The following is a 19,221-nucleotide window of genomic DNA, read 5'->3' on the forward strand; positions in this document are numbered from 1 at the left end:
GCCGCCGCGGCCTGCCAGAGTCCGGGCGTGGGCTCAGAGCAAGTCGGAGAGGTCCGGGGCGTGCGTGTTCAGGAACGCGATCAGCTTCGTCAGCCGGCCTGGAGTCAGGCGCCGCTCGCGGCGGAGCAGCGAGATCGGGACGGGCTCGGCGCGGAGCGGCGCGAGCACCTCGACCGCGGCGCCGCTCCGGAGGGAGGCCGCGGCGAGGTAGAGCGGCGTGCAGGCGATGCCGGCGCCGGCGAGCATCGCGCTGAAGGTCGCGTCACCGTCGTCGAAGGTGAAGCGGGCCTTCGGCTCGTAGCTGCCGTCCCGGTGCGGCCAGGGCAAGACGCGCCCGCTGCCGCTCCGGAACGCGACGAGGTCGTGCCCGTCGAGATCGCGCAGCGACGCGGGGCGCGCGCGGCCAGCGAGGTAGCCCGGCGTCGCGCAGAGCACCCACGGCGCGGCGAACCAGGGCTGGGCGACGTGCCCGGGCAGGCCGTCGAACGGGCCGGAGCGGATCGCGAGATCGATCCCGCCCTCGGCGAGGTCGAGCACCCGGTTCGTGACGCGGATGTCGACCCGGATATCCGGATGCACGCGCGCGAGCTCGCCCACGAGCGGCGCGAGGACATGCCGGACCATGCCAGCCGCCGCCGTGAGCCGCACGGTCCCGCCATCGCCGCGAACGGACGCGTGCGCGGCCGTCTCGGCAAAGGCCTCCGCCGCGCGCACGGCCTCGCGCGCGGGCGCGAGCAGCGCCTCGCCGGCGTCGGTGAGGGAGATCGCGTGCGTCGAGCGATGGAGGAGCCTCACGCCGGCGCCGTCCTCGAGCCGCGTGATCGCCTTCGAGACGCTCGCGGCGGACATCCCGAGCCTGCGCCCTGCCTCGGCGACCGAGCCCGCGTCCACGACGGCGAGGAAGCAGCGCAGCTGCGGGACGGACACCTCGAAGGCGAGCGCGGCCATGCCGCGCGACGATGCGCGCGTTCGCCGCGCGCCGCAACGGCGGGCCTCCTCGCCGCGCTCGCGATCGGCTGCGCCCCGGCGCCCCGTCCGGCAGCGCCGACCGCCTTCGCCGACCCCGCGTCGCCGCCTGCGAGACGCACCTCGCGGCGTGGTCCGCGGTCCCGATCGACGCGAGCCACCGCATCAAGAGCATCGTCATGTTCACGGACATCCCGAAGGAAAGGCTGAAGTAGATGATTGCGATCACCCCCTCCGACCTCGAGCGCTTTCTCCGCGAGGACGACGGCAAGCCCGTCGTCATGCTGAACCTCCTCCGCTTCCGCCCCGACGGCGGCCGCGAGCGCTACTTCGAGTACATCGCGCTCGCGCGTCCCGTCCTCGCCCGCCACGGCGGCGAGATCCTCTACGCGGGCGACGGCAAGACGGCGCTCTGCGCCGAGGCCGGCCAGTCCTGGGATTGCGTCGCCCTCGTCCGGTATCCCTCGCGAAGGGCGTTCACGGACATGATCGCCGACCCGGAGTACCACCGCGCCGACCCCGTGCGCCTCTCCGCGCTCAGCGAAGCCGTGCTCCAGCCGACACACCCGCTCGGCTGAAGCGCTCTGCGCTCTCGAAGCGCCTCAGCGCTCCTCGTGGTGCTTGCGCCACCCCTGGATGCGCGACCAGAAGTGCTCGGTGAACTCCTCGATCTCGTGCTATCCGATCACGAGCGACGCGACGTCCCCGAAAGCGAAGGAGATCTCATGAAGAGAGCGGCCAATCGTCCTGCAGCAGGCCTCGGACCGAGCTTGCCGGGGGTGGTCTTGCTGAGCGCCCTCCTCGCAGGGTGCGGTGACGGCGAGACGAAGTCCAGCTCCTCCTCCATGTCTTCAGGCAGCGGAGGCAGCGGGGGCGGAGGCGCGAGCGGCGGAGGCGCGAGCGGCGGAGGCGCGAGCGGCGGAGGCGCGAGCGGCGGAGGCGCGAGCGGCGGAGGCGCGAGCGGCGGGAGCGGTGGTGGAGCAGGAGGCGGCGACGCGCCAAGCACCATGGGCTACCCCGATCGTTTCACCGTCGGCGCCCCCGGCGTGGGCACCTACGCCCAATCCGATCCCGAGCTCCCGGTGCCGCCCGGGTACACGGAAGTGTGGCCCAGCGACGACCAGAGCAAAGAGTGGGATCTGTACGATTGCGACGGCACTGTAAATCTGGACCACATGTATTTCCACGCGTTCATTTACATCGGCACTGGCTGCCACGGCACGGTCAACATCACCAACTCGATCATCGCGCCGCCGCCCGGCTCCAACAACCGCAGCATCCTGGTCAACGCCGACGAGTCCGCGCCGCTCACGTTGAACATCAGCGATACCACCATTCGCCCCGAGCCGGTCGGTCTCGGAGGTACGAACGCCGCCCTCACCGAGCATGCCGTGAACGCCTGTGCGACGTGCACCATCCGCTTGACCCGGGTGGACGTGGCCAATACCGGTGGCATGTGCCTTTGTAGCCAAAACACCATCATCGAGCAGAGCTGGTTGCACGACAACTACATCGCGCACCTGGCGGACCCCTCTCTCGCGCACACGGGCGGCGTCTTTCCGTACGGGGGCAGCGGGCCGCTCGAGATCAGCCACAACCGACTCGAGCCGGGCGTCGACGCCGCCACGGGCCACGAAGTGCCGAACTACTGGCAAGCCATCACGGCCGTGCTCTTCACCCAGAGCGTCGATGGCTCGACGCTGCGGAACTACGATGTCCACGACAACTTCATATCGCTCGGCGCCTACGACTTCTACCCCGAGAACGGCGAGGGCATGATCCTGCGCAACAACGTCTTCGGCCCGAGCCACTGGGGTTACACGACGTCGTGCGCGACGTGTACGTACGCTGATTGGTCCAACAACGTGGTCGGCGACATCGACGGCAACCCCACGGACGAGATCGTCCCCCAGCCATGAGGCCGCGCCCTCGGCGGCCTGGCGCTGGCGCGGGCTCGGCGCCGGGGCCTGCCGAGCGCTGCGAGGCGCGCTCACACCACGGCGCGCGCGAACTGTCCCGGCGTGACGCCGACGATGCGCTTGAAATGCCGGTTGAGCTGGCTCTGGTCGTAGAGGCCGACGCGCGCGGCGATCTCGGACGGCGGCACGCCCCGCGTGAGGAGCGCTCGGGCGCGGCCGATGCGCAGCTGCGTCACATAGGCATACGGCGTCACGCCGAGCTGGTCGCGAAACGCACGGATGAGCTGGAACTGGTCGAGCCCCACGTGCAGGGCGATCTCATCGAGAGAGAGCGCGGTGACGAAGCGCTCGCGGATGAGCTCGAACGCGCGGCGCAGGGAGGCGCCCCAGGCGTACGGGCGTCCGCGCTCGGCGTGACCCGGACCGGTGAGCGCGACGACGGAGCGCAGCGACTCGGCGAGCGCGGTCTGGAGCGCGAGGGGCTCGGCGCCGCCCTCGTGGCCGGTTCGCGGACCCGATCGAGCCGGCCCGGGCGGCCCTCTTCCTGGCGAGCGACGAAGCGTCGTTCGTGACCGGGGTCGCCCTGCCCGTCGACGGCGGGCTCGTCGCGGCCTGACACGGCCGCTGTGTGGACGCGCCGCCGAACGGCGCTCAGCGAGCGTTGCAGGCGAAGATGTGCTCGATGGCGTCCACGCACATCTGCTCCGCGACGTCCTGCGTGATCCGAGACAGCACCCGGAACCGCGTGAGCTCGGTCAGGGTCTGGGCCACGTTGACCTCGGCGATCACCTCGCCATCGCCCTCGGCGTCCGCCCTGGAGAAGAGGCGGATCAGGTTGTTGGCGTCCGCCGGTACGCCCCGGAGCAGGACGTGAAACTCGAGGCTGGGGGTCTGTTCGCCCACGTCCTGCTCGACCCGGTAGCCATGGCCCGACGCGGCGAGCTCGTCGCCGATGGCCTTGAGCGTGGGCACGACGATGTCGGCCAGGATCCGCCGGAAATCGGCGTTGAAGCGCTCGCGCCGGTCGGGCACGTCAGGGCCGCTCGCGTCCCGGGCGAGGCGCGGGCCGTATTTTCTCTGGATGATCGCCAGGCGGATGCGGGCGTGCTCATTGATGGCCATGCTTGTGTCTCTCAACGGGCAGAGCAGCGCAGGGTCGGGGTCGCTCTCGCGGACGGCGCTCGCGGATGACCGCGCGGACCTCAGAGGAGCAGGACCTTGGGCTGGCTCGGGACGATGTTCGTCCCGTTGATGTTGATCTGGTTCTGGAGGCCCGTGGCGCCGAGCCGCACCGCCGGTTTGTTCTGGAGCAACAGCTTGGGATAGGGGACGAGCCGCCGCGAGGGGCCCATGTTGCGACGGGAGACCACGCCGCCGAGGATCCCAGGGTTATCGCCCATGGAGATGGGGATGATGGTCGCGATGGTATGGGCGGCGCCCCTCCCCAGGATCACCTTGTAGGCGACGGACGTCCCCATGCATCGATTTGCTGTGTTCGGGTACGGGATGGGCCCCGGCAAGCAGACGTCCGGGACTCCGAAGTCGATCCCACCGCCCGAGGTGATGGCAAAGCACATGTCCGGTCACCCTACCTGGATCTGATCGGCGTCGATCTTCACGACGTGCGACGCGGTGATCTTGGCGTTCTCGCCGTGCATGGCGAGGCCGCCCTTGGCCGCATAGTCGATGCGCTGGGCGCGCACATGGTCGGCCTCTTCCACGATGCGGTAGGAGCGCTTCACCCTCTGCATCAGCCGCTCGAGCTGAGCGTCGAGGCTCCGGCCGATCAGCTTGGCCCGGTCGACCTCCGCGCGAGCCACCTCGCTGACGAACGAGAGCAGCCCCAGCGCGACGTGCCCCTCCCTGGCCTGGACACGGAAGGTCGACGCGGCCATCGAGAGGTCCTTGCCGGACGCCACGTGCACGCCGTCCGGCGCTGAGAGGCCCAGCGAGCCGCGCTGCAAGCGGATCTGGAGGTCTCCTTCGGAGACGAGGTGCGAGGGCGCGCCCTCCTCACGCTCGAGGACGGCGAGGATGTAACGCGCGCCATTCACGACGGCGAGGAGCACCAGGTCTCCGGTGGCGGGCTCCAGCAGACAGCTCGTCGCGCGCCTCGCGCGGACCTCGCCATCGTCGGTCTCGACGATGTACGCGGCGCCATCGACGCGGAGCACGGCGCCGTGTTCACCGTAGGCTGCCCGCTCGACCTTTCTCATCCTTGCTACGCTCTGCATGGTTTCCTCATGAGTGAGGGGTGCGTTGACCGCCGGCAGGCCTCCCGAGGACGTTGGCCTGCCAGTCTTCTGCTTCCTTGAGCTCCTCGTCGTCGCCGTGCGCCAGCGCCTTGCTCGGCGGCCAGATCGTGCCCTTGTCCGTCACGCGGTGCAGCCGCGCGCGCGCCAGCGTCGCGTCGGAGAAATCGGCGAAGGACACGTCGGCGTGGGAGAGGTCTGCATAGCTCAGGTCCGCCCGGCAGAAGCGGGTACCCGGGCAGCTCGCCCGGTGCCAGACGCTCGTCTCGAGCCGCGCGCCCGAGAAGTTCGCGGCGCCCACGCGCGCGTCGACGAAGAGCGCCTGGGTCAGGTCGGCCTGGGCGAGGCTCGCGTTCGCCAGGGTCGCCTCGACAAAGACGGCCATGTGGGCGATGACCCCATCCAGCTTGGCCCCGGTCAGGTCGGCGCCCTTGAAGCTGCATTGCGTCAGCGTGGCCCCGGAAAAGTCGCAACCGTGCAGGTCGGCGTTGGTGAATTGCGCGCTGCTGAGGTCCATCCGCCGGAAGTCCTTGGGCCCCATCCGCACCTCGACGAGGATCGCTTCCGTGAGGGTAACGCCCGCGAGGACGGCCTGGGACAGGTCCTGACGGAACAGGACCGCCTTGGTCAGGTTGGCGTGGGAGAAATCCGCGCCTGCGTTCTCGGTCTGAAACAGGGAGGCGTCGGTCAGGTTGGCGCGGACCAACCGGGTGCTCTTGAGGCTGGCGTACTCGATGCCGGCCGACGAGAGGTCCGCTCCGGTCAGATCGGCCGCTTCGAGGTCCACGTGCGAGAGGTTCGCTCCGACAAGCGAGGCGTCGGCGAGCGCAGCCCCCGCGAACGTGCAGTCCATGGCGGTGCCAAGGTGAAAATCCAGCCCCTTCAGGTTCGCGCCGGCCAGGTCACAGCGGTGGAAGATCGCCTCGCGCACCTTGGCGCCGGCCAGGTTGGCGCTGGCGAAACGGACATCCTCGAAGATGCCGCCGGAGAGGTCGAGGCCCGAGAGGTCGAGGCCCGACAGATCCAGCTCCGAGACGGCCTCTCCCTCTTCGATCAACTTGCGCAGCGCTTCTCTATCCATGCTGCTTCTCGGCCGGGATCACCCGAAGTCGCTTGAGGTTGGCGCCCTCGAAGCTCGTGTCGTTGTCTCCGATCATCCTGTCGGCGCACACGCCGAACAGGTTGGCCTTCTCGAAGATGGCCCCACGAACGCACGCGCTGTTCATGACGCTTTGCCTCAGGTCCGCGGCGTAGAGCGACGCCCCGGTCAGGTTGGTCCGGGTCAGCATCGCCTCGACGAGGCTCGCGCCATCCAGGGTCGCCTCGGTCAGGTCCGCCTCGTCGAGCAGCGCGCCGCGCAGGTCGGCGTTGGAGAAGTCGCTGCCGCGGAGGCGCGTCCCCATGAAGTTCGCGCCGGTGAGCGTCGCACCGCTGAAGTCCGCGCCCGCGAAGGACGAGCCCTTCACGCTCGCGAGGTCCCTGGCCACGACGTCCCGGAAGACGGCGCCGTCGCCCTCGGCGGCGATGAAGGTTGCGGAGCTCAGGTCGACGCCGGTGAAGTCGACCTCGGTCACGTTCACCTCGTTGAACGTGGACCCCGAGAGCCGCGCGCCCAGGAGGCGCGCTCCCGTGAGGTCCACGTTCTGGAAGGTCGCCTTCTCTGCGACGACGCCCTCCAGGTTGGTGTCGCGGAGATCGGCCTCGGAGAGGTCGGCGCCCGAGAGCTTGGCCCCGGACAGGTCCGCTCCCCAGAGGTCGGCCTTGACGAGCACGGCCTCGCCGAAATCGACGCCTCCGCGGGCCTTCACGTCCCGCAGGCACGCGGCGCCGAGATTGGCCCCATCGAGCTTGGCCTCCGTGAGATCCGCGCCCTCCAGGTTCGCGTGCGCCAGGATGGCTCCTGTGAGATTCGCCTTTCGCAGGTTGCTCCCGCTGAGAAAGGCCGACTCGAGGATGGCGCCCGAGAGGTCGATTCCCGCCAGGTCGAGATGAGAGAGGTCGGCGCCCGTGAGGTCGCACCCCGCAAAGCTCCGCCCGTCCTTGTGCCCGGCCTCGACCTCGTGGCGAAATCGCAGCGCTTCTTCGCTGTCGAGGCGCGCCGAGGCCGGCAAGAGGTGCGCGAGCAGTCGTCCCTCTTCGCCCCACTCGGCGCGCAACGAGGCCTTCTCGCCCAGTCCCGCCGCGAATTCAGGAGCGTCGTCCTCGGCAAACTCAGCGGCCTCGTCCTCCGCAAACTCAGCGGAGTCGTCCTCTGGAAAGGTGTCTCCGGCTGGCTCCTCCGGCTGGGCGCGGGCGGCCTCGAACGCCTCGTCGGGGATGTCGTCGTCGAGGTCGGCCTGGGGCTCGTCCTCGAGCCCTTGCCAGTCCACCGTCGACAGGAACTCTTCGGCTTTGTCCGGTGCGACGCCCTCGCGCTGCATCGCTTGCCGCAAGCGCTCGCGCGTCTCCAACACCGAGATCTCGCCCGGCTGGTCGGCGGCGCGCCGGCGCGCTTCCGCGAGCAGCGCACCGACGTCCACTCCTTCACTCTTCAACGCTCGGCCGGCGATCTGGCTCTCGACCAAGCTGACCGCGGCCTCCTCGGATTCATCGAGGGGCTCGGGGTCCTCGGTGGGGCCTTGCTGGGAGAGATAGGCCTCGGGATCGATGCCCTGGTCTCGCATCCGCTTCTTGGCCAGCTTCAGGATCGCATCCTGCTGGCGAAGCATCTCGGCGTCGTCCGCGTCCTCCGCGTCGTCTGCCAGATCGGGGGCCGTCGTCGCGTCCGCAGGCTCGATCGGCTCCGGGTCGGCGTCGTGGTGCGCCTCGGACTCGGGCTCGGACCACGCGAGGCTCTCCTCTTCCTCCCTGCCCTCCGGGAGGTCCATGGCCGGATCCGCCTGGGCCTCGTTGGCCGCGGCGCCGAGGTGCTCGGGGTCGATCCCCATCCCGGCGAGGTCGGCCTCCATCTCTTCGATGTCGGGGTCCCTCTCTGCTCCGGCTCCGCGGACGCCGGTGGCGGCGACTCCGGCCGCGGCCGCGCTGGCCGCGGCCGCGCCTCTGACGGCACGATCCGGAGTACCTCCCAGAAACCCCTGCCGTCTGAGCCTCGACGCGAGCCCCGAGAGCCTGTCATCGGGCAGCGGCGGCGCCTCCGGATCCTCGGGCTCGGGCATGAGCACGTCATCCTCGTCGTCCGGGAGATCGGGGTTCCGGAGGCCAAGCCGGGGGGCCAGGTACTCATGGTAATACGCGGCGGGCCTGGGAGCGCCCATGGCCTCGCAGGCGACCAGCACGGCCACCACGTCCTTCGCGTCGTCCTCGGCGACCTCGATGCCGCCGCGGAAGAGGACGACTCCCCGCTCGCGGTGCGGGAACAGGCGCACCGTGTCGAGCTTCATGGCGGGCTCGCGGATCTCCACCCCGTCGCTCGTCTTGAGACAGAGGAAGCACCGGCTCGCGACCCCGGGGAGGGCGCCCTCGATCCGGGGCTTGTCGGGGTGCATGTTCTCGACCACGAAGGTCTCGTCGCCCCGGAAGAACCCGTCGATCTGCTGATCGTCCGGGGCCATGTTGAACAGCGTCGGGTCCATATCCCGCGCAAAACCAGGGAAGCACTCCTCGCGCCACGCTGTATCGCAGGTGCCGATCTTGGAGAACCTCTGGGGCCAGGTGACGTCGTACCCGTCGAGGCCGGCGGGCGCCGGGCGGTCGCCGCGCGCGCGGATCAGGTGCCTGGGCGACTCGATGTTGGGCAGCGCTGCGCTCCTGTCGCCGTGGCCCTTGCCCAGCGGGTTCCTGGCGAACCCCTCTCCGCCAAAGGCGTTGCGCCAGGTGACCGGCATCTCGGTGAAAGGCGTCGGGTCCGACATGCCGAGCAGCCCCCACGTCCGGTCGCCGATGACATAGAGGTTCTTGTCGATGGATCCGAGCTGGACGCGGACCGAGCTCGCGGGGCGAGCGACGCGCCCCGGCGGATAGCAGCGGCCCGTGACGAGGAGCTCGCCCCGGGTCTTGGGGTTGAACTCGTCGAAGAGGCCATCCTTGCCGAGCTCCTCCGTGGCCATCGTCCAGGCCGTCGGCTCGTAGAGCAGCCGGGCCGGCTTTTCATAGGAGAAGCCGACGAAGGCGGTGATCAGGAGGTGCGGGGTGCGCTGGTTCATGAAGACCCTGGGCACCACCCCGAGACGCATGGGCTTGACGATTTTCATCCGACGAAATCCAGGGTAGCGGGCTCGATGGGTCGCATGGCTCAGCGCCGAGCGGGAGCCTGTTCCACACGCGCCAGGTGGATCACTTCAGGATGTGCAAATCCGCGTTCGAGAGCCCGAGGTGGGTCTTGATCTTCATGATCTCGTGTGCGGCGTTGTAACCCTTTGCCCTGATGGTCGAAAGCTTCAATTCCTTGATCTCGTTAGGAGCTCTCTTGAATGCCAGCCCCTTGATATTCTCGTATTTCGTTCCGTTGATGACCTCGACGCGCGACCCGATCTTGGTCTTGTAAAGACCGGTCACTGTGCTTTCGGCGGGGCCATTGATGGTGCTTTCGCTCCGCCCGGTGACCGTGGTTTTCCTCGTGCCGAAGATCTCGGTGGTGACGCCACCCCTGATCGTCGCCTCGGTCCCCCCCGCGTGAACGGTGGTTTTTTGCCCTGCGAGCAGGTCGGAGGTGACGCGACCGACGATTCGGTTCTTCTTCGTGCCCAGGATCTCTTTCGTGCTGTTGCGCCAGACTTTCGAGTCGCTATCTCCGAGCACATGGCTCGTTCGCGAACCTTGGACCGTGCCCCTGTCGTTCCCCACGATCCGGGTGGTGCGGTTCCCCGAGACGACCAGACCACTGTTGCCCCTGATGGTGACACTGCGATTGGCCATGAGCAAGGACGTGTCGTCGCCGACGATCTTCGTGTTCCGGCTCTTCCCGATGAAGGTATCTCGCTTTCCGTAGACCCTCGTCTTCTCGTTGCCGATGATGCGCGTGTCGCGATAGCCCAGGATCACGTTCTGCGAGTATCCAGCGACGAAGCTCCCGGAGTATCCCCCGATGATGCTCAAGGCGAAGCCTCCGACGATGCTCTCGGAGATACCCACGGTGATCGCCGTCCGGTTGCCGGTCACGATGTTCTCGGAGGAGCCTCCGATCCACGTGTAGGCGTGGCCCTGCGTCTTGACCTCATACGACGCGCCGGCGTTGGGCGCCCCCATCCGGATGTAGGTGTTGTCGTAGGGCGTCGACAGGGTGATCCGCTCTTGCCCGGCCTGGTCCTCCAGCTCGAGCCGGTTCCGTCCGCCCGTCTGGAGCACGTTCCGCGTGTTGTTCCCCGAGGTGACCGGGCTCGGCGTCAGCGCGTTGGGCGCGACCCCGACGATGGCCGGCCTGTCGGGATCGCCTCCCGCGAAGGCGCACATGACCTCCGTGCCGGCGCGCAGCGGGAAGTGGAAGCCCTCGATGCCGCCGCCATGAGGCTGGAGCATCCGGACCCAGGTCGACGCCTTGCCCCCGGTCAGGTCGCTCTCGTCGAAGTGAAACTTGACCCGGTAGCGACCATGGCTGTCGATCTGGGCGTACTCGCTGACCGCCGCGCCGTCGACGACCGCGGGCTCGGTGCCGTAGATGCGCGGCCACTCGGTGACCTGCGGCGCGCGGAACTGCGCCGTCGCGGCGATGGCCCTGGCCTCGACGCGATAGTTATCCTGCCAGGGCGTGAGCCCCTGGAGCTCGGGCACCTCCGGGGCCTGATTGGCCCAGTGCTCGACCTCGGTGACGAGATACTGCGTGTTGAACGCGGCCCGCGGGTGGTCCTCGAGCTCGAAGGTGAACCCGGGGAGCAGCGTCACCGCCGCGCCCGTCGCCTGGTAGACGACGCCGGCCGCGGAGAGGCTCTCGGCCTTGATCCGCGCCAGCCGCTCCCCGTCGCCCGGCGAGAAGAACCGCGCGCCGTACAGGCTGACCTCGCCGAAGCCGTTGGCGGAGACCGACGCCTGCCCGGCGACCGGCACGGCCGGGTTCGCGTAATCATAGTCCTTGAGGCGGACCGCCCCGGGCACGGCGCCGTGCCGGCAGGTGAACGCGCGGATGGTGTCCCTCGCCGTGTTGGCGCTGGGCTGCGGGTAATAGCGAACGGGCTTGCTGCCATGGGGCTGATGCGCCGACTTGTCGTCGGTCAGCACGAGCGTCTCGCCGCCCTCCCCGTGCTCGAAGTAATAGTAGATGCCTTCGCGCTCCATCCACCGGGCGATGAAGGCATAATCGCTCTCGCGGTACTGGCAGACATGCTCTTCGGGGCGATAGGCGCCCCGGAGCTGCAGCGAGCAGTCCGCCACGCCGCCTTGTTGAAGGACGCTCTGGAGGATCTCCGGGAGCGCCTTCTCGCTGAAGATACGGCTGTGGACCGACAGGGTGAGCAGCTGGAGGCGCGGGACCATGGTCGCCCGGAAGACGCACCGACCGGCGAAGTCGTTGATGAGCTCGATGCTGCCAATCACGCCGCTTCGAACGAAGCGCTCGCCGCCGTCGCTCCGCTCCAGCGAGACGGTCACCGGCTGGCCCACCGCCGCGGCCATGTCGATCTCATGGCCGACGTCGTGGGTCGTTATCAGGTAGAGCTCGAAGCGATAGAGCTTCGAGATCCCCTCGGTGCCATGGAACGCCACGAGCTTGGTGGAAGAGGGGAGGGCGCCCGATTGGACGACGAACATGTCGGACATGGTGAGCCTTACGTGGGATGGACAGGGGCAGGCACAAGAACGCGCTGCTCAGCTTGGCGAGCCTTTGCGTCGACTTTGTGTCGGGACGCCTGCTTATTGCTGTCGTCCAGGACGAAACCGACAACCAGAGCGAAAATCTCCGCCGAGGCCCAGTCGCGCCGCGGCGGTGCTCCGCGTCCGAGGGGCGCTCGCTCCCCTGCCCTCCCGGGCTCACGGCCGGGGCGGAGCGTCCCAGCGCGCCGTCACGCGCCGGTAGCCGCGGAACCCGATCGCCTGGGCCCGCTCCGGCGGCTGCTCCGGATCGAGGCGCAGGCGCGGCAGGCGCGCGAGCAGCCGCTCGAGCGCGACGCGGGCCTCCAGCCGGGCGAGCGGCGCGCCCAGGCAGAAGTGGGTGCCGCGGCCGAAGCTGAGGTGACGATCGGCGTTCGGACGGCAGGGGTCGAAGGTCGCCGGCTCGCCGAAGAGGCTCTCCGCGCGGTTGGCCGAGCAGACGGCGAGCTGGACCGTCGCGCCCGCCGGCAGCGTCGCCCCGCCCAGCTCGACCTCGGTCGTCGTCCGGCGCGAGATCCAGAGCACTGGCGCGTCGATCCGCAGCGCCTCCTCGACGATGCGCCCGAGGACGCCCGGGGCCTCGCGCGCCGCGGCGAGGTGCGCCGGGTGCTCCAGCAGCAGCACCAGCGCGTTGCCGATCAGGTGGAGCGTCGTCTCGTGCCCGGCCATGATGAGCTGCATCGGCACGGCGATCAGCTCCTCCTCGCTGAGCTGCGCCTCGTCGTCGGCGCGCTCCTGGATCAGGGCCGAGAGCAGATCGTCGCCCGGGCGGCGCCGGCGCTCCGCGATCACCTCGGCGAAGTAGCGCTGGAACTCGAGCAGCCCCCTCGCCGCCTCGACCAGCTGCTCGGCGGGCTCCACGTTCCACACGAGCCGGATCCAGTCGTCGGACCAGCGCTTCAGCCGGGCGATGTCGGCGCGCGGCATGCCCATCATGTCGCCGATCACGATCGAGGTGAACGGGAACGCGAAGCGCGAGATCAGGTCGGCGCTGCCGTCGGCGACGACGTCGTCGATCAGCGCGTCGGCGAGCGCCCGGACCTGCGGCTCCATCGTGGCGATCTGCTGCGCGGAGAAGCCCCTGCCGAGCAGGCCGCGGAGCCTCGTGTGGTCGGGCGGGTCGGTCGTGAGGAGCGTCGGCAGCCGCGCCTCGGGGTCCCCGAGCAGGGCCGCGATCTCCGGCGCGAGCGGCGTCCTCGGGCTCATCAGGTACCTCGATGAGAACCGCTCCGTGTCGCGCAGCACCGCTGCGATGTCCTCGGGGCGCGTGACCATCCAGCAGCTCGCGGACGCGTTGAAGAAGACGGGGGCGCCGCGGCGGGCCTCGGCGTAGAGCGGGTACGGATCGGCGATGTGCTCGGCGCCGAAGAGGTTCTCCGCGGCGAGGGCGGCGCGCAGCGCGTCGGGGTCGGTCATGCTGAAGCTCTCCTGCGTGGGCGAAGCGGTGAAGAAGCTCGATCCCGGCGCCGGTGAGCCCGGCCGGCCGGTTCCCCTGGAGCCTATTCATTGCTGAGCCCGCCACCTAGAGCCTCGAGGCCGGGAGCTTCGGAACCGCGAGCTTCGGGACCGCGAGCTTCGGGACCGCGAGCCGCGACCGGAGGCCTCGGGACCGCGCGCCTCGGGCCTGCGCTCTCCCAGGCGACCTATACTCGGGCGCTGGCCGGCGCGGCTCCACCCCGCGCCGGGCCGGCCTCCCACGGCCCCGGAGCGCTGCATGGCGGTATCTTCTTCTGGTCCTGGATCGACCCCACCCCCCGGCCCCTCGCCCGTCCCCGGCGCGCCGGCGCGCGCGCGGCGCTCCTGGCCGGGGTGGGCTGTCTTCTCTGGCCTGCTCCTCGCGGCCATCCTCGTGCCGTTCTTCCTGTTCGCCGACCGCCTCGAGGCGGCGGCCCGGGGGCTGCTCGCGTCGCCCCCGTCCGGCGCCGCGACGGCGCTCGTGCTGGGAGGGCTGCTCGCGGGCGACGTGGTGCTGCCGGTGCCGTCCAGCTTCGTGAGCACGGCCGCGGGCGGGCTCCTCGGCTTCTGGCGCGGGACGGCGGTCTCCTGGGCGGGCATGACGGCGGGCGCCGCGCTCGGGTACTGGCTCGGCGCGCGGGCCGGCGCGCCGGCGCTGAAGCGGATGGTGGGCGAGGCGGAGCTGGCGCGCCTGAAGGGGGCCGCGGCGCGGCACGGCGTCTGGTTCTTGCTGCTCTTCCGCGGCGTGCCGGTGCTCTCGGAGGCCTCGGTCATCTTCGCCGGCGCGGGCCGCATGCCCCGCGGCGCGTTCTTCACGGTCACCGCCCTGGCCAACCTGGGCATCTCGGCGACCTACGCGGCCGTGGGCGCCTCCGCGGCGCGGCTCACGTCGGTGCTGCTGCTGTTCGCGGGCGTCGTGCTGCTCCCCGGGCTCGCGATGCTGCTCGTCCGCCTCCCCGAGCGCTGGCGCCGGGCGGCGCAGGCGCGAGGGGCGCCCCGCTAGGTCCTCGTCGCGCGCCAGGGAAGCTCATCTCGGACCTGGGAGCTGGCCGAGCGGCGTGCCGCGAGCCGACGGTCGAGGGCGGCTCCGCCTCCGAGGAACAGAGGAGACAGCGGGGGCGACGCCGCCTCCGCGGAACCAGAGCCGCGCTCGGCAAGCCAATGCCAAGCAACGATGCCTCTCTTGCCTCCGCGCTGCCCCATGAAGGAACCAGAGCGAAGGAGCCGGGAGCCGGATACACAGGCGCCGTCTGTAAGCACAGCTCGACGCGCGCCGGAGCGCGCTCCAGCCCACGCATCGGACTTCCATGTTGCTCGCTTCCTGTGTCATCATGCGAGATGCTGGCGGCGCTGGATGTCGAATCGCCGCCGGCGAGATCCTCTTGGTTGCACGCAACGTGTGACCGGACTGCGAAAGGTGTTCCAATGGCTCAAGGTTCGTCTTCGGGGCGTCTGCCCAGGAGCCGCATCGCGCGCTCCCTGTCCATCCTCCTCTGTGCGCCCGTGATGGCGCTGGTGTTCGCCGGTTGCGGCAGCGCGGATCCCTCCTCTTCATCCGATTCCGAGGCTGACGAATCCACGCCGAACGAAGACACCGATTTGAGCTGGGAGGAGTTCCAGGCGAACGTCTACCGCGACCCGGGGTGCGGGCTCTACATCCTCGGCAGCGACGGGCGGGGGCTCAACGACGCGGAGCTGCGTGTCGTCTACCAGCGCTATGTACAGACCGGGGCGCTCGTCGTGGACCGCTCGGACGGGCGCTGACGACACCTCGCAGGGATATGACCGATCGGTCGCTCTGACGTATCGCGTCAGCAGCGCATTCGGCGGCGATCAAAGCGCGGTCACGCGGGCGATGCACGCCTCGGCCGATGCCTACAGGCTATGCGGGGGACACGACCCCTGCGGGTCAGCGCTGGAGCGCGCGGGCCAGGAGCTCGCGCACCCGGCGCGGAGGACGCCCGAGGAGCTGCTCCAGCGTCGGATCGACGCGCGCGAACTCCCCCTGTCGGCTGGCGACGAACAGGCCGAGGGTCAGGTCCTGGATGCGCTCCGGCAAGCCCCTCGCGGCGAGGCTCGCGCGGTACGCGTCGTCGGACACGGTGACGCGCTTGATCGCGCGGCCCGTGAGGTCGGATGCGATCGCGGCCAGGTCGGCGAGATCGAGCGCCTCCGAGCCGGTGAGGTCCGGGGTCGACCCCTCGAAGCGGGTCGCCTCCGAGGCGAGGACGATCGCGTCGGCCTCGGCGAGGTCCTCGCGCGCCGTCCACGAGACCTTGCCGTCCTCCGGCGCGACGAGCTCTCCGCTCGCGAGGGCGCGGCGCACCTGCTCGACCGCGGTCGCGGCGTAGAAGCCGTGGCGAAGCGACGTGAACGGCGTCCCCGCGGCCTCGAGCAGGGGCGCGGTCGCCGCGTGGTCGTGCATCGGCGGGAACGCCGACGTCGCGCTCGCGCCCATGTGGCTGGTGTAGAGGACCCGCCGGGCGCCGACCTCGCGCGCGGCGGCGAGGGCCGTGCGGTGCTGGGCGATCGGGTCGCCGCCCGACGCGCGGGCGTTCGACGACACGATCAGCACCTGCGACGCGCCCTCGAACGCGTCGCGAAGGCTCGCGGCGTCGTCGAAGTCGCCGCGCCGGACGCGCACCCCGCGCGCGGCGAGATCCTCTGCCTTCTTCGGATCGCGCACGCTGACGCCGATGTGGCCCGCGTCGACGCGCTCGAGCAGGCGCTCCACGATTCCATGGCCGAGCTGGCCCGTCGCTCCGGTGACGATGATCATGGGACCTCTTCCTTGGTCGCGGCCGCACGCACCGCGGCCATGTTATCGACGATACGAGAACCAAGTTAGCATCGATTTACTTCGCTAACAAGAATTTGCTATCGTCGCTAACGATATCGCGGTAGGAAGGGGCATGGGTCGGCCGCTGCCCCGTCATCGACGAGGTCGGAGGCAGCGACCTGGTGCGCGCGCGGATCATCGCGGCCGGGGCCGAGCTCCTCGCCGAAGGCGGCCGCGACGTAAGCGCCCAGCCAAGGGCATCGTGACCATCCGTGGGAGGCCGGCTACCTGTTCCCATCGCGACGAAGGAGGAAGCGATGGCGACGAGGGTGGAGTGGGCCGAGAGGGTGGCGCGATGGGAGCGGAGCGGGCTGAGTGCCGAGAAGTTCGCGCGCCGCGAGGGGTACAAGCCGAAGCAGCTGTACTGGTGGCGCTGGAAGCTGCGGGCTGACGGGCCCCCGCAGCCCCCGCCGTCGTCGGCGACGGAGCCGCCGCGCTTCCTGCCGGTGCACGTGGTGGCCGACGTATCGCCGGTCGTCGTGGAGCCGATCGAGATCGCGCTGCCCAATGGGCGGGTGGTTCGCGTTCGGCCGGGCTTCGACCCGGCCACCCTTGAGCGCGTGCTGGCGCTCGCCGCCGAGGAGATGCCGTGCTGACGCTGCCGCCGTCGGTGCGCGTGTACGTCGCGGCCGAGCCTACCGACCTGCGCAAGAGCTTTGATGGTCTGTCGGCGCTGGTCGCTCAGCGCTTCGGAGCCGACCCGCTCTGCGGGCATCTGTTCGTGTTCAGGAATCGGCGAGGCGACCAGGCTCGTGTGTTGTTCTGGGATCGTACCGGATACTGCATATTTGCCAAAAAACTCGCTCGCGGCCGATTCCACCTCGCCCGCGACCTGCCCAAGGGAGCGACCCACGTCGAGGTCGAGGCGGCGGAGCTGTCGCTGATGCTCGAAGGGCTCGACCTGTCGCAGGCCGTACGGCGCAAGCGCTGGAGGCCCGGCGTGAGAAACCTCGACGCGTCGAAGCAACGCTTGATGGATGCGCGCGGGATAGATATCCAGCGCGCCACGTGACCAGTCCCCCTCCGTCCCAAGCACAGCTCCCCGCCGACCTGGCAGATGTGCGGCGCAAGCTCGAGCAGCTCGCGGCCGATGGGCAGGTCCCGGCGCTCATCGAGCTGGTGCTCGGGCTTCTGGTCCAGCTGCGCGACAAGAACACCGCGCTGTCGGCGAGGCTCGCCAGCGCGCTGCGCGAGCTGTACGGCCGCAAGAGCCAGAAGGTCTCTACCGAGCAGCTGATGCTGCTGTTCGCCGAGCTCGGCGCCGAGGTGCCGCAGGGGTCCGCTGACTCCGCGCCCTCGTCAGAGCCCGGCGCGGAGGCTCCTGCGCAGCCGGACCAAGGGCTGGTGCCGCAACCTCCTGAGCCGCCGAAGCCGCCGCAAGGACGGCGTGGGCGCTCGCCGCTTCCCGCACACCTGCCGCGCGAGACGCGCGTTGTGCCCGTTCCGGAAGCCGAGCGGAAGTGCCCGCAGTGCGGCGCGGACAAGAAGTGCATCGGTCATCGTACGAGCGAAGTTCTCGAGTTCGTCCCTGCGCAGTTCCGGGTCATCGAGGAACAGAGGGAGAAGCTCGCCTGTCCGCGCTGCCCCGAGCAGGGGGTTACGACGGCGGACAGCGAGAAGGTGAGGGATCGGGGTCGCCCGGGACCGGGGCTGCTCGCGAGCATCATCGTCGAGAAGTTCGAGGACGCGATGCCGCTCTACCGGCAGGCGCAGCAGTACGCTCGCTTCGGCGTGTCGCTGTCGCCGTCGACGCTGGGCGAGTGGTCGGCGTTCGCGCTCGATGTGCTTGCCCCTGTGGCCAAGAGGATCCAGGAGCGCGTGCTGGGCTCGTGCTACCTGCGCGCCGATGACACCGGGATGCGCGTGCTGGATCAGGATCATCCAGCGGGGGTGAAGAGAGGTCATATCTGGGCCTTCGTCGGAGCCGAGCTCGTCGCGTTCCTGTACGCACCGGACTGGAGAGCGAAGCATCCGGCTGCGCTGCTGCAGGGCTTCACGGGCTACCTGCAGGGCGATGGCTACGCAGGGTACGGCGCGATGTTGCGCGGAGACGACGGTGGCGAGGTGATCGTGCCCGAGGAGCGCCGGCTCGGCTGTGGGATGCACATCCGCGCGAAGTTCGAGAAGGCGGCGAAGGGTGGCGATGCGCGAGCCGCTGTCGCGCTTGCGTACTTCAAGGCCATCTACCGCATCGAAGCGGCATGTAAAGTTGAGGCGCTGTCCGCGGAGGCACGCCTGGCGCGCCGGCAGGAGCTGTCGCTCCCCGTGGTCGAGGAGCTCTACCAGTGGATTCACGATCTGCACATGCGGCTCGTGCCAAGTACGCCGCTTTACGTCGCCACGCAGTACGCCATCAACCAGGAGGCAGCGTGGCGGCGCTGCTTCACGGATGGGCGCTTCGAGATCGACAACGGCGAAGTCGAACGGCGGATAAGATGTGTGGCGCTCGGAAGAAAAAACTACTTGTTCGCAGGCTCGGACAAGGGAGCTGAACGCCTCGCCGTCGGCTACACGGTATTTGGCTCGTGCCGGGTGCACGGAGTCAACCCGCTCGCCTGGGCGACGGACGTGATCGGCACGCTGCAGGCGGGCTGGTCGCGCGAACGACTGGACGAGCTGCTGCCCGACGCGTGGGCGCGAGCGTCGCTCGCGGCTCCGGCCGCTGGCGACGCCGACGCGTCCTGAATGGCGCGGAGCTCAATCTTCGTGCCGGGGGCGAGCACCTCGCCCCCCTGTCGTGTCCGCCCGCGTCCGCGCAGGCCTCGGGCAGGCGCCGCCCCCCGCCGAGCATCGTCGACCCCGGCGAGAGCCGCAAGGGGTCGCGCCCATGGCGATGGCTGGGCGCTTACGCCGCGACGCGCTGACGACGCGCGCGGTCGCCGCCGCCGCAGCGTGCAGGCGCCCACGATCTACCGGCTCTTCAGCGGCAAGCGGGGCCGGCTCGAAGCCGTGGCCGAGCACAGCCTCGCGAGCCCTTGTTAGGTCGCTTACCTGCACCGCCTGAAGCGGGATGAGCGACGGAAAAAACCGGCCACGCGCCGGTGCGAGATGG

18 protein-coding genes and 1 pseudogene are annotated in these 19,221 nt (G+C 69.8%); 9 read left to right on the plus strand and 10 right to left on the minus strand.

Going from position 1 to position 19,221, the window contains the following annotated elements:
* Positions 1 to 33: 33 nt before the first annotated feature.
* On the minus strand, positions 34 to 948 hold the full coding sequence (locus tag WME85_RS40215; protein ID WP_437828916.1) for a LysR family transcriptional regulator: 915 nt from the start codon (positions 946 to 948) through the stop codon (positions 34 to 36).
* 11 nt (positions 949 to 959) lie between these two features.
* Here WME85_RS40215 and WME85_RS40220 point away from each other — a divergent pair, with 11 nt between their 5' ends.
* From WME85_RS40220 to WME85_RS40230, 3 genes are all read left to right on the plus strand, one after another.
* A complete protein-coding gene (locus WME85_RS40220; protein WP_437828919.1) occupies positions 960 to 1,181 on the plus strand; it encodes a hypothetical protein in 222 nt (73 codons plus the stop codon).
* A complete protein-coding gene (locus tag WME85_RS40225; RefSeq protein WP_437828921.1) occupies positions 1,182 to 1,544 on the plus strand; it encodes a DUF1330 domain-containing protein in 363 nt (120 codons plus the stop codon).
* Between the two features lie 147 nt (positions 1,545 to 1,691).
* Entirely contained in the window at positions 1,692 to 2,885 is a 1,194-nt protein-coding gene (locus WME85_RS40230; protein WP_437828924.1) for a hypothetical protein, read from the plus strand.
* Between the two features lie 71 nt (positions 2,886 to 2,956).
* On the opposite strand, the gene WME85_RS40235 is transcribed toward WME85_RS40230, so the two are convergent.
* Positions 2,957 to 3,334, minus strand: a complete 378-nt coding sequence (locus WME85_RS40235; RefSeq protein ID WP_437842495.1) for a helix-turn-helix transcriptional regulator — start codon at positions 3,332 to 3,334, stop codon at positions 2,957 to 2,959.
* A 35-nt stretch (positions 3,335 to 3,369) separates the two neighbouring features.
* Here WME85_RS40235 and WME85_RS40240 point away from each other — a divergent pair.
* Positions 3,370 to 3,501, plus strand: a pseudogene (locus tag WME85_RS40240) (SDR family oxidoreductase); the annotation flags it as partial.
* Between the two features lie 35 nt (positions 3,502 to 3,536).
* Here WME85_RS40240 and WME85_RS40245 read toward each other — a convergent pair.
* The 7 genes from WME85_RS40245 to WME85_RS40275 all read right to left on the minus strand — a co-directional run bounded on the left by WME85_RS40245 (position 3,537) and on the right by WME85_RS40275 (position 13,291).
* Positions 3,537 to 4,007 carry a hypothetical protein gene (locus WME85_RS40245; protein WP_437828927.1) on the minus strand — a complete coding sequence of 157 codons (471 nt, stop codon included), beginning with the start codon at positions 4,005 to 4,007 and terminating at the stop codon, positions 3,537 to 3,539.
* 80 nt (positions 4,008 to 4,087) lie between these two features.
* Positions 4,088 to 4,462, minus strand: coding sequence for a DUF4150 domain-containing protein (locus WME85_RS40250; RefSeq protein WP_437284680.1), 375 nt, complete (start codon positions 4,460 to 4,462; stop codon positions 4,088 to 4,090).
* 6 nt (positions 4,463 to 4,468) lie between these two features.
* Positions 4,469 to 5,101 carry a DUF3540 domain-containing protein gene (locus WME85_RS40255; RefSeq protein ID WP_437828930.1) on the minus strand — a complete coding sequence of 211 codons (633 nt, stop codon included), beginning with the start codon at positions 5,099 to 5,101 and terminating at the stop codon, positions 4,469 to 4,471.
* 25 nt (positions 5,102 to 5,126) lie between these two features.
* A complete protein-coding gene (locus tag WME85_RS40260) occupies positions 5,127 to 6,218 on the minus strand; it encodes a pentapeptide repeat-containing protein (RefSeq protein ID WP_437828933.1) in 1,092 nt (363 codons plus the stop codon).
* Positions 6,211 to 9,327, minus strand: a complete 3,117-nt coding sequence (locus WME85_RS40265) for a DUF2169 family type VI secretion system accessory protein (RefSeq protein ID WP_437828936.1) — start codon at positions 9,325 to 9,327, stop codon at positions 6,211 to 6,213. The genes WME85_RS40260 and WME85_RS40265 overlap by 8 nt, the downstream gene beginning before the upstream one ends.
* Before the next feature lie 82 nt (positions 9,328 to 9,409).
* On the minus strand, positions 9,410 to 11,824 hold the full coding sequence (locus WME85_RS40270) for a type VI secretion system Vgr family protein (protein WP_437828939.1): 2,415 nt from the start codon (positions 11,822 to 11,824) through the stop codon (positions 9,410 to 9,412).
* A gap of 210 nt (positions 11,825 to 12,034) precedes the next feature.
* A complete protein-coding gene (locus WME85_RS40275) occupies positions 12,035 to 13,291 on the minus strand; it encodes a cytochrome P450 (protein WP_437828942.1) in 1,257 nt (418 codons plus the stop codon).
* Positions 13,292 to 13,589: 298 nt separating this feature from the next.
* Between WME85_RS40275 and WME85_RS40280 the strand changes: the two genes are divergently transcribed.
* Entirely contained in the window at positions 13,590 to 14,333 is a 744-nt protein-coding gene (locus tag WME85_RS40280) for a TVP38/TMEM64 family protein (RefSeq protein WP_437828945.1), read from the plus strand.
* Between the two features lie 596 nt (positions 14,334 to 14,929).
* Positions 14,930 to 15,094: a hypothetical protein gene (locus tag WME85_RS40285; protein ID WP_437828948.1), complete on the plus strand. Its 165-nt coding sequence runs from the start codon at positions 14,930 to 14,932 to the stop codon at positions 15,092 to 15,094.
* Between the two features lie 145 nt (positions 15,095 to 15,239).
* Here WME85_RS40285 and WME85_RS40290 read toward each other — a convergent pair whose 3' ends face one another.
* Positions 15,240 to 16,109 carry an SDR family oxidoreductase gene (locus tag WME85_RS40290; protein ID WP_437828950.1) on the minus strand — a complete coding sequence of 290 codons (870 nt, stop codon included), beginning with the start codon at positions 16,107 to 16,109 and terminating at the stop codon, positions 15,240 to 15,242.
* Between the two features lie 317 nt (positions 16,110 to 16,426).
* On the opposite strand from WME85_RS40290, the gene tnpA reads away from it, so the two are divergent.
* Genes tnpA through tnpC form a run of 3 tightly spaced genes read left to right on the plus strand, consistent with a single transcriptional unit; the run spans position 16,427 to position 18,854 of the window.
* Positions 16,427 to 16,765: an IS66 family insertion sequence element accessory protein TnpA gene (gene tnpA / locus WME85_RS40295; RefSeq protein WP_437828953.1), complete on the plus strand. Its 339-nt coding sequence runs from the start codon at positions 16,427 to 16,429 to the stop codon at positions 16,763 to 16,765.
* Positions 16,759 to 17,181 carry an IS66 family insertion sequence element accessory protein TnpB gene (gene tnpB, locus WME85_RS40300; protein ID WP_437828956.1) on the plus strand — a complete coding sequence of 141 codons (423 nt, stop codon included), beginning with the start codon at positions 16,759 to 16,761 and terminating at the stop codon, positions 17,179 to 17,181. The genes tnpA and tnpB overlap by 7 nt, the downstream gene beginning before the upstream one ends.
* The gene (gene tnpC, locus WME85_RS40305; protein WP_437828959.1) at positions 17,178 to 18,854 is read left to right on the plus strand and encodes an IS66 family transposase; all 1,677 of its coding nucleotides are present in this window, start codon (positions 17,178 to 17,180) and stop codon (positions 18,852 to 18,854) included. The genes tnpB and tnpC overlap by 4 nt, the downstream gene beginning before the upstream one ends.
* The last annotated feature ends 367 nt before the right edge of the window (positions 18,855 to 19,221 follow it).

Origin of the sequence: Sorangium sp. So ce1153 (genome assembly GCF_051521595.1) — a bacterium.
Classification (GTDB): Bacteria; Myxococcota_A; Polyangia; order Polyangiales; family Polyangiaceae; genus Sorangium.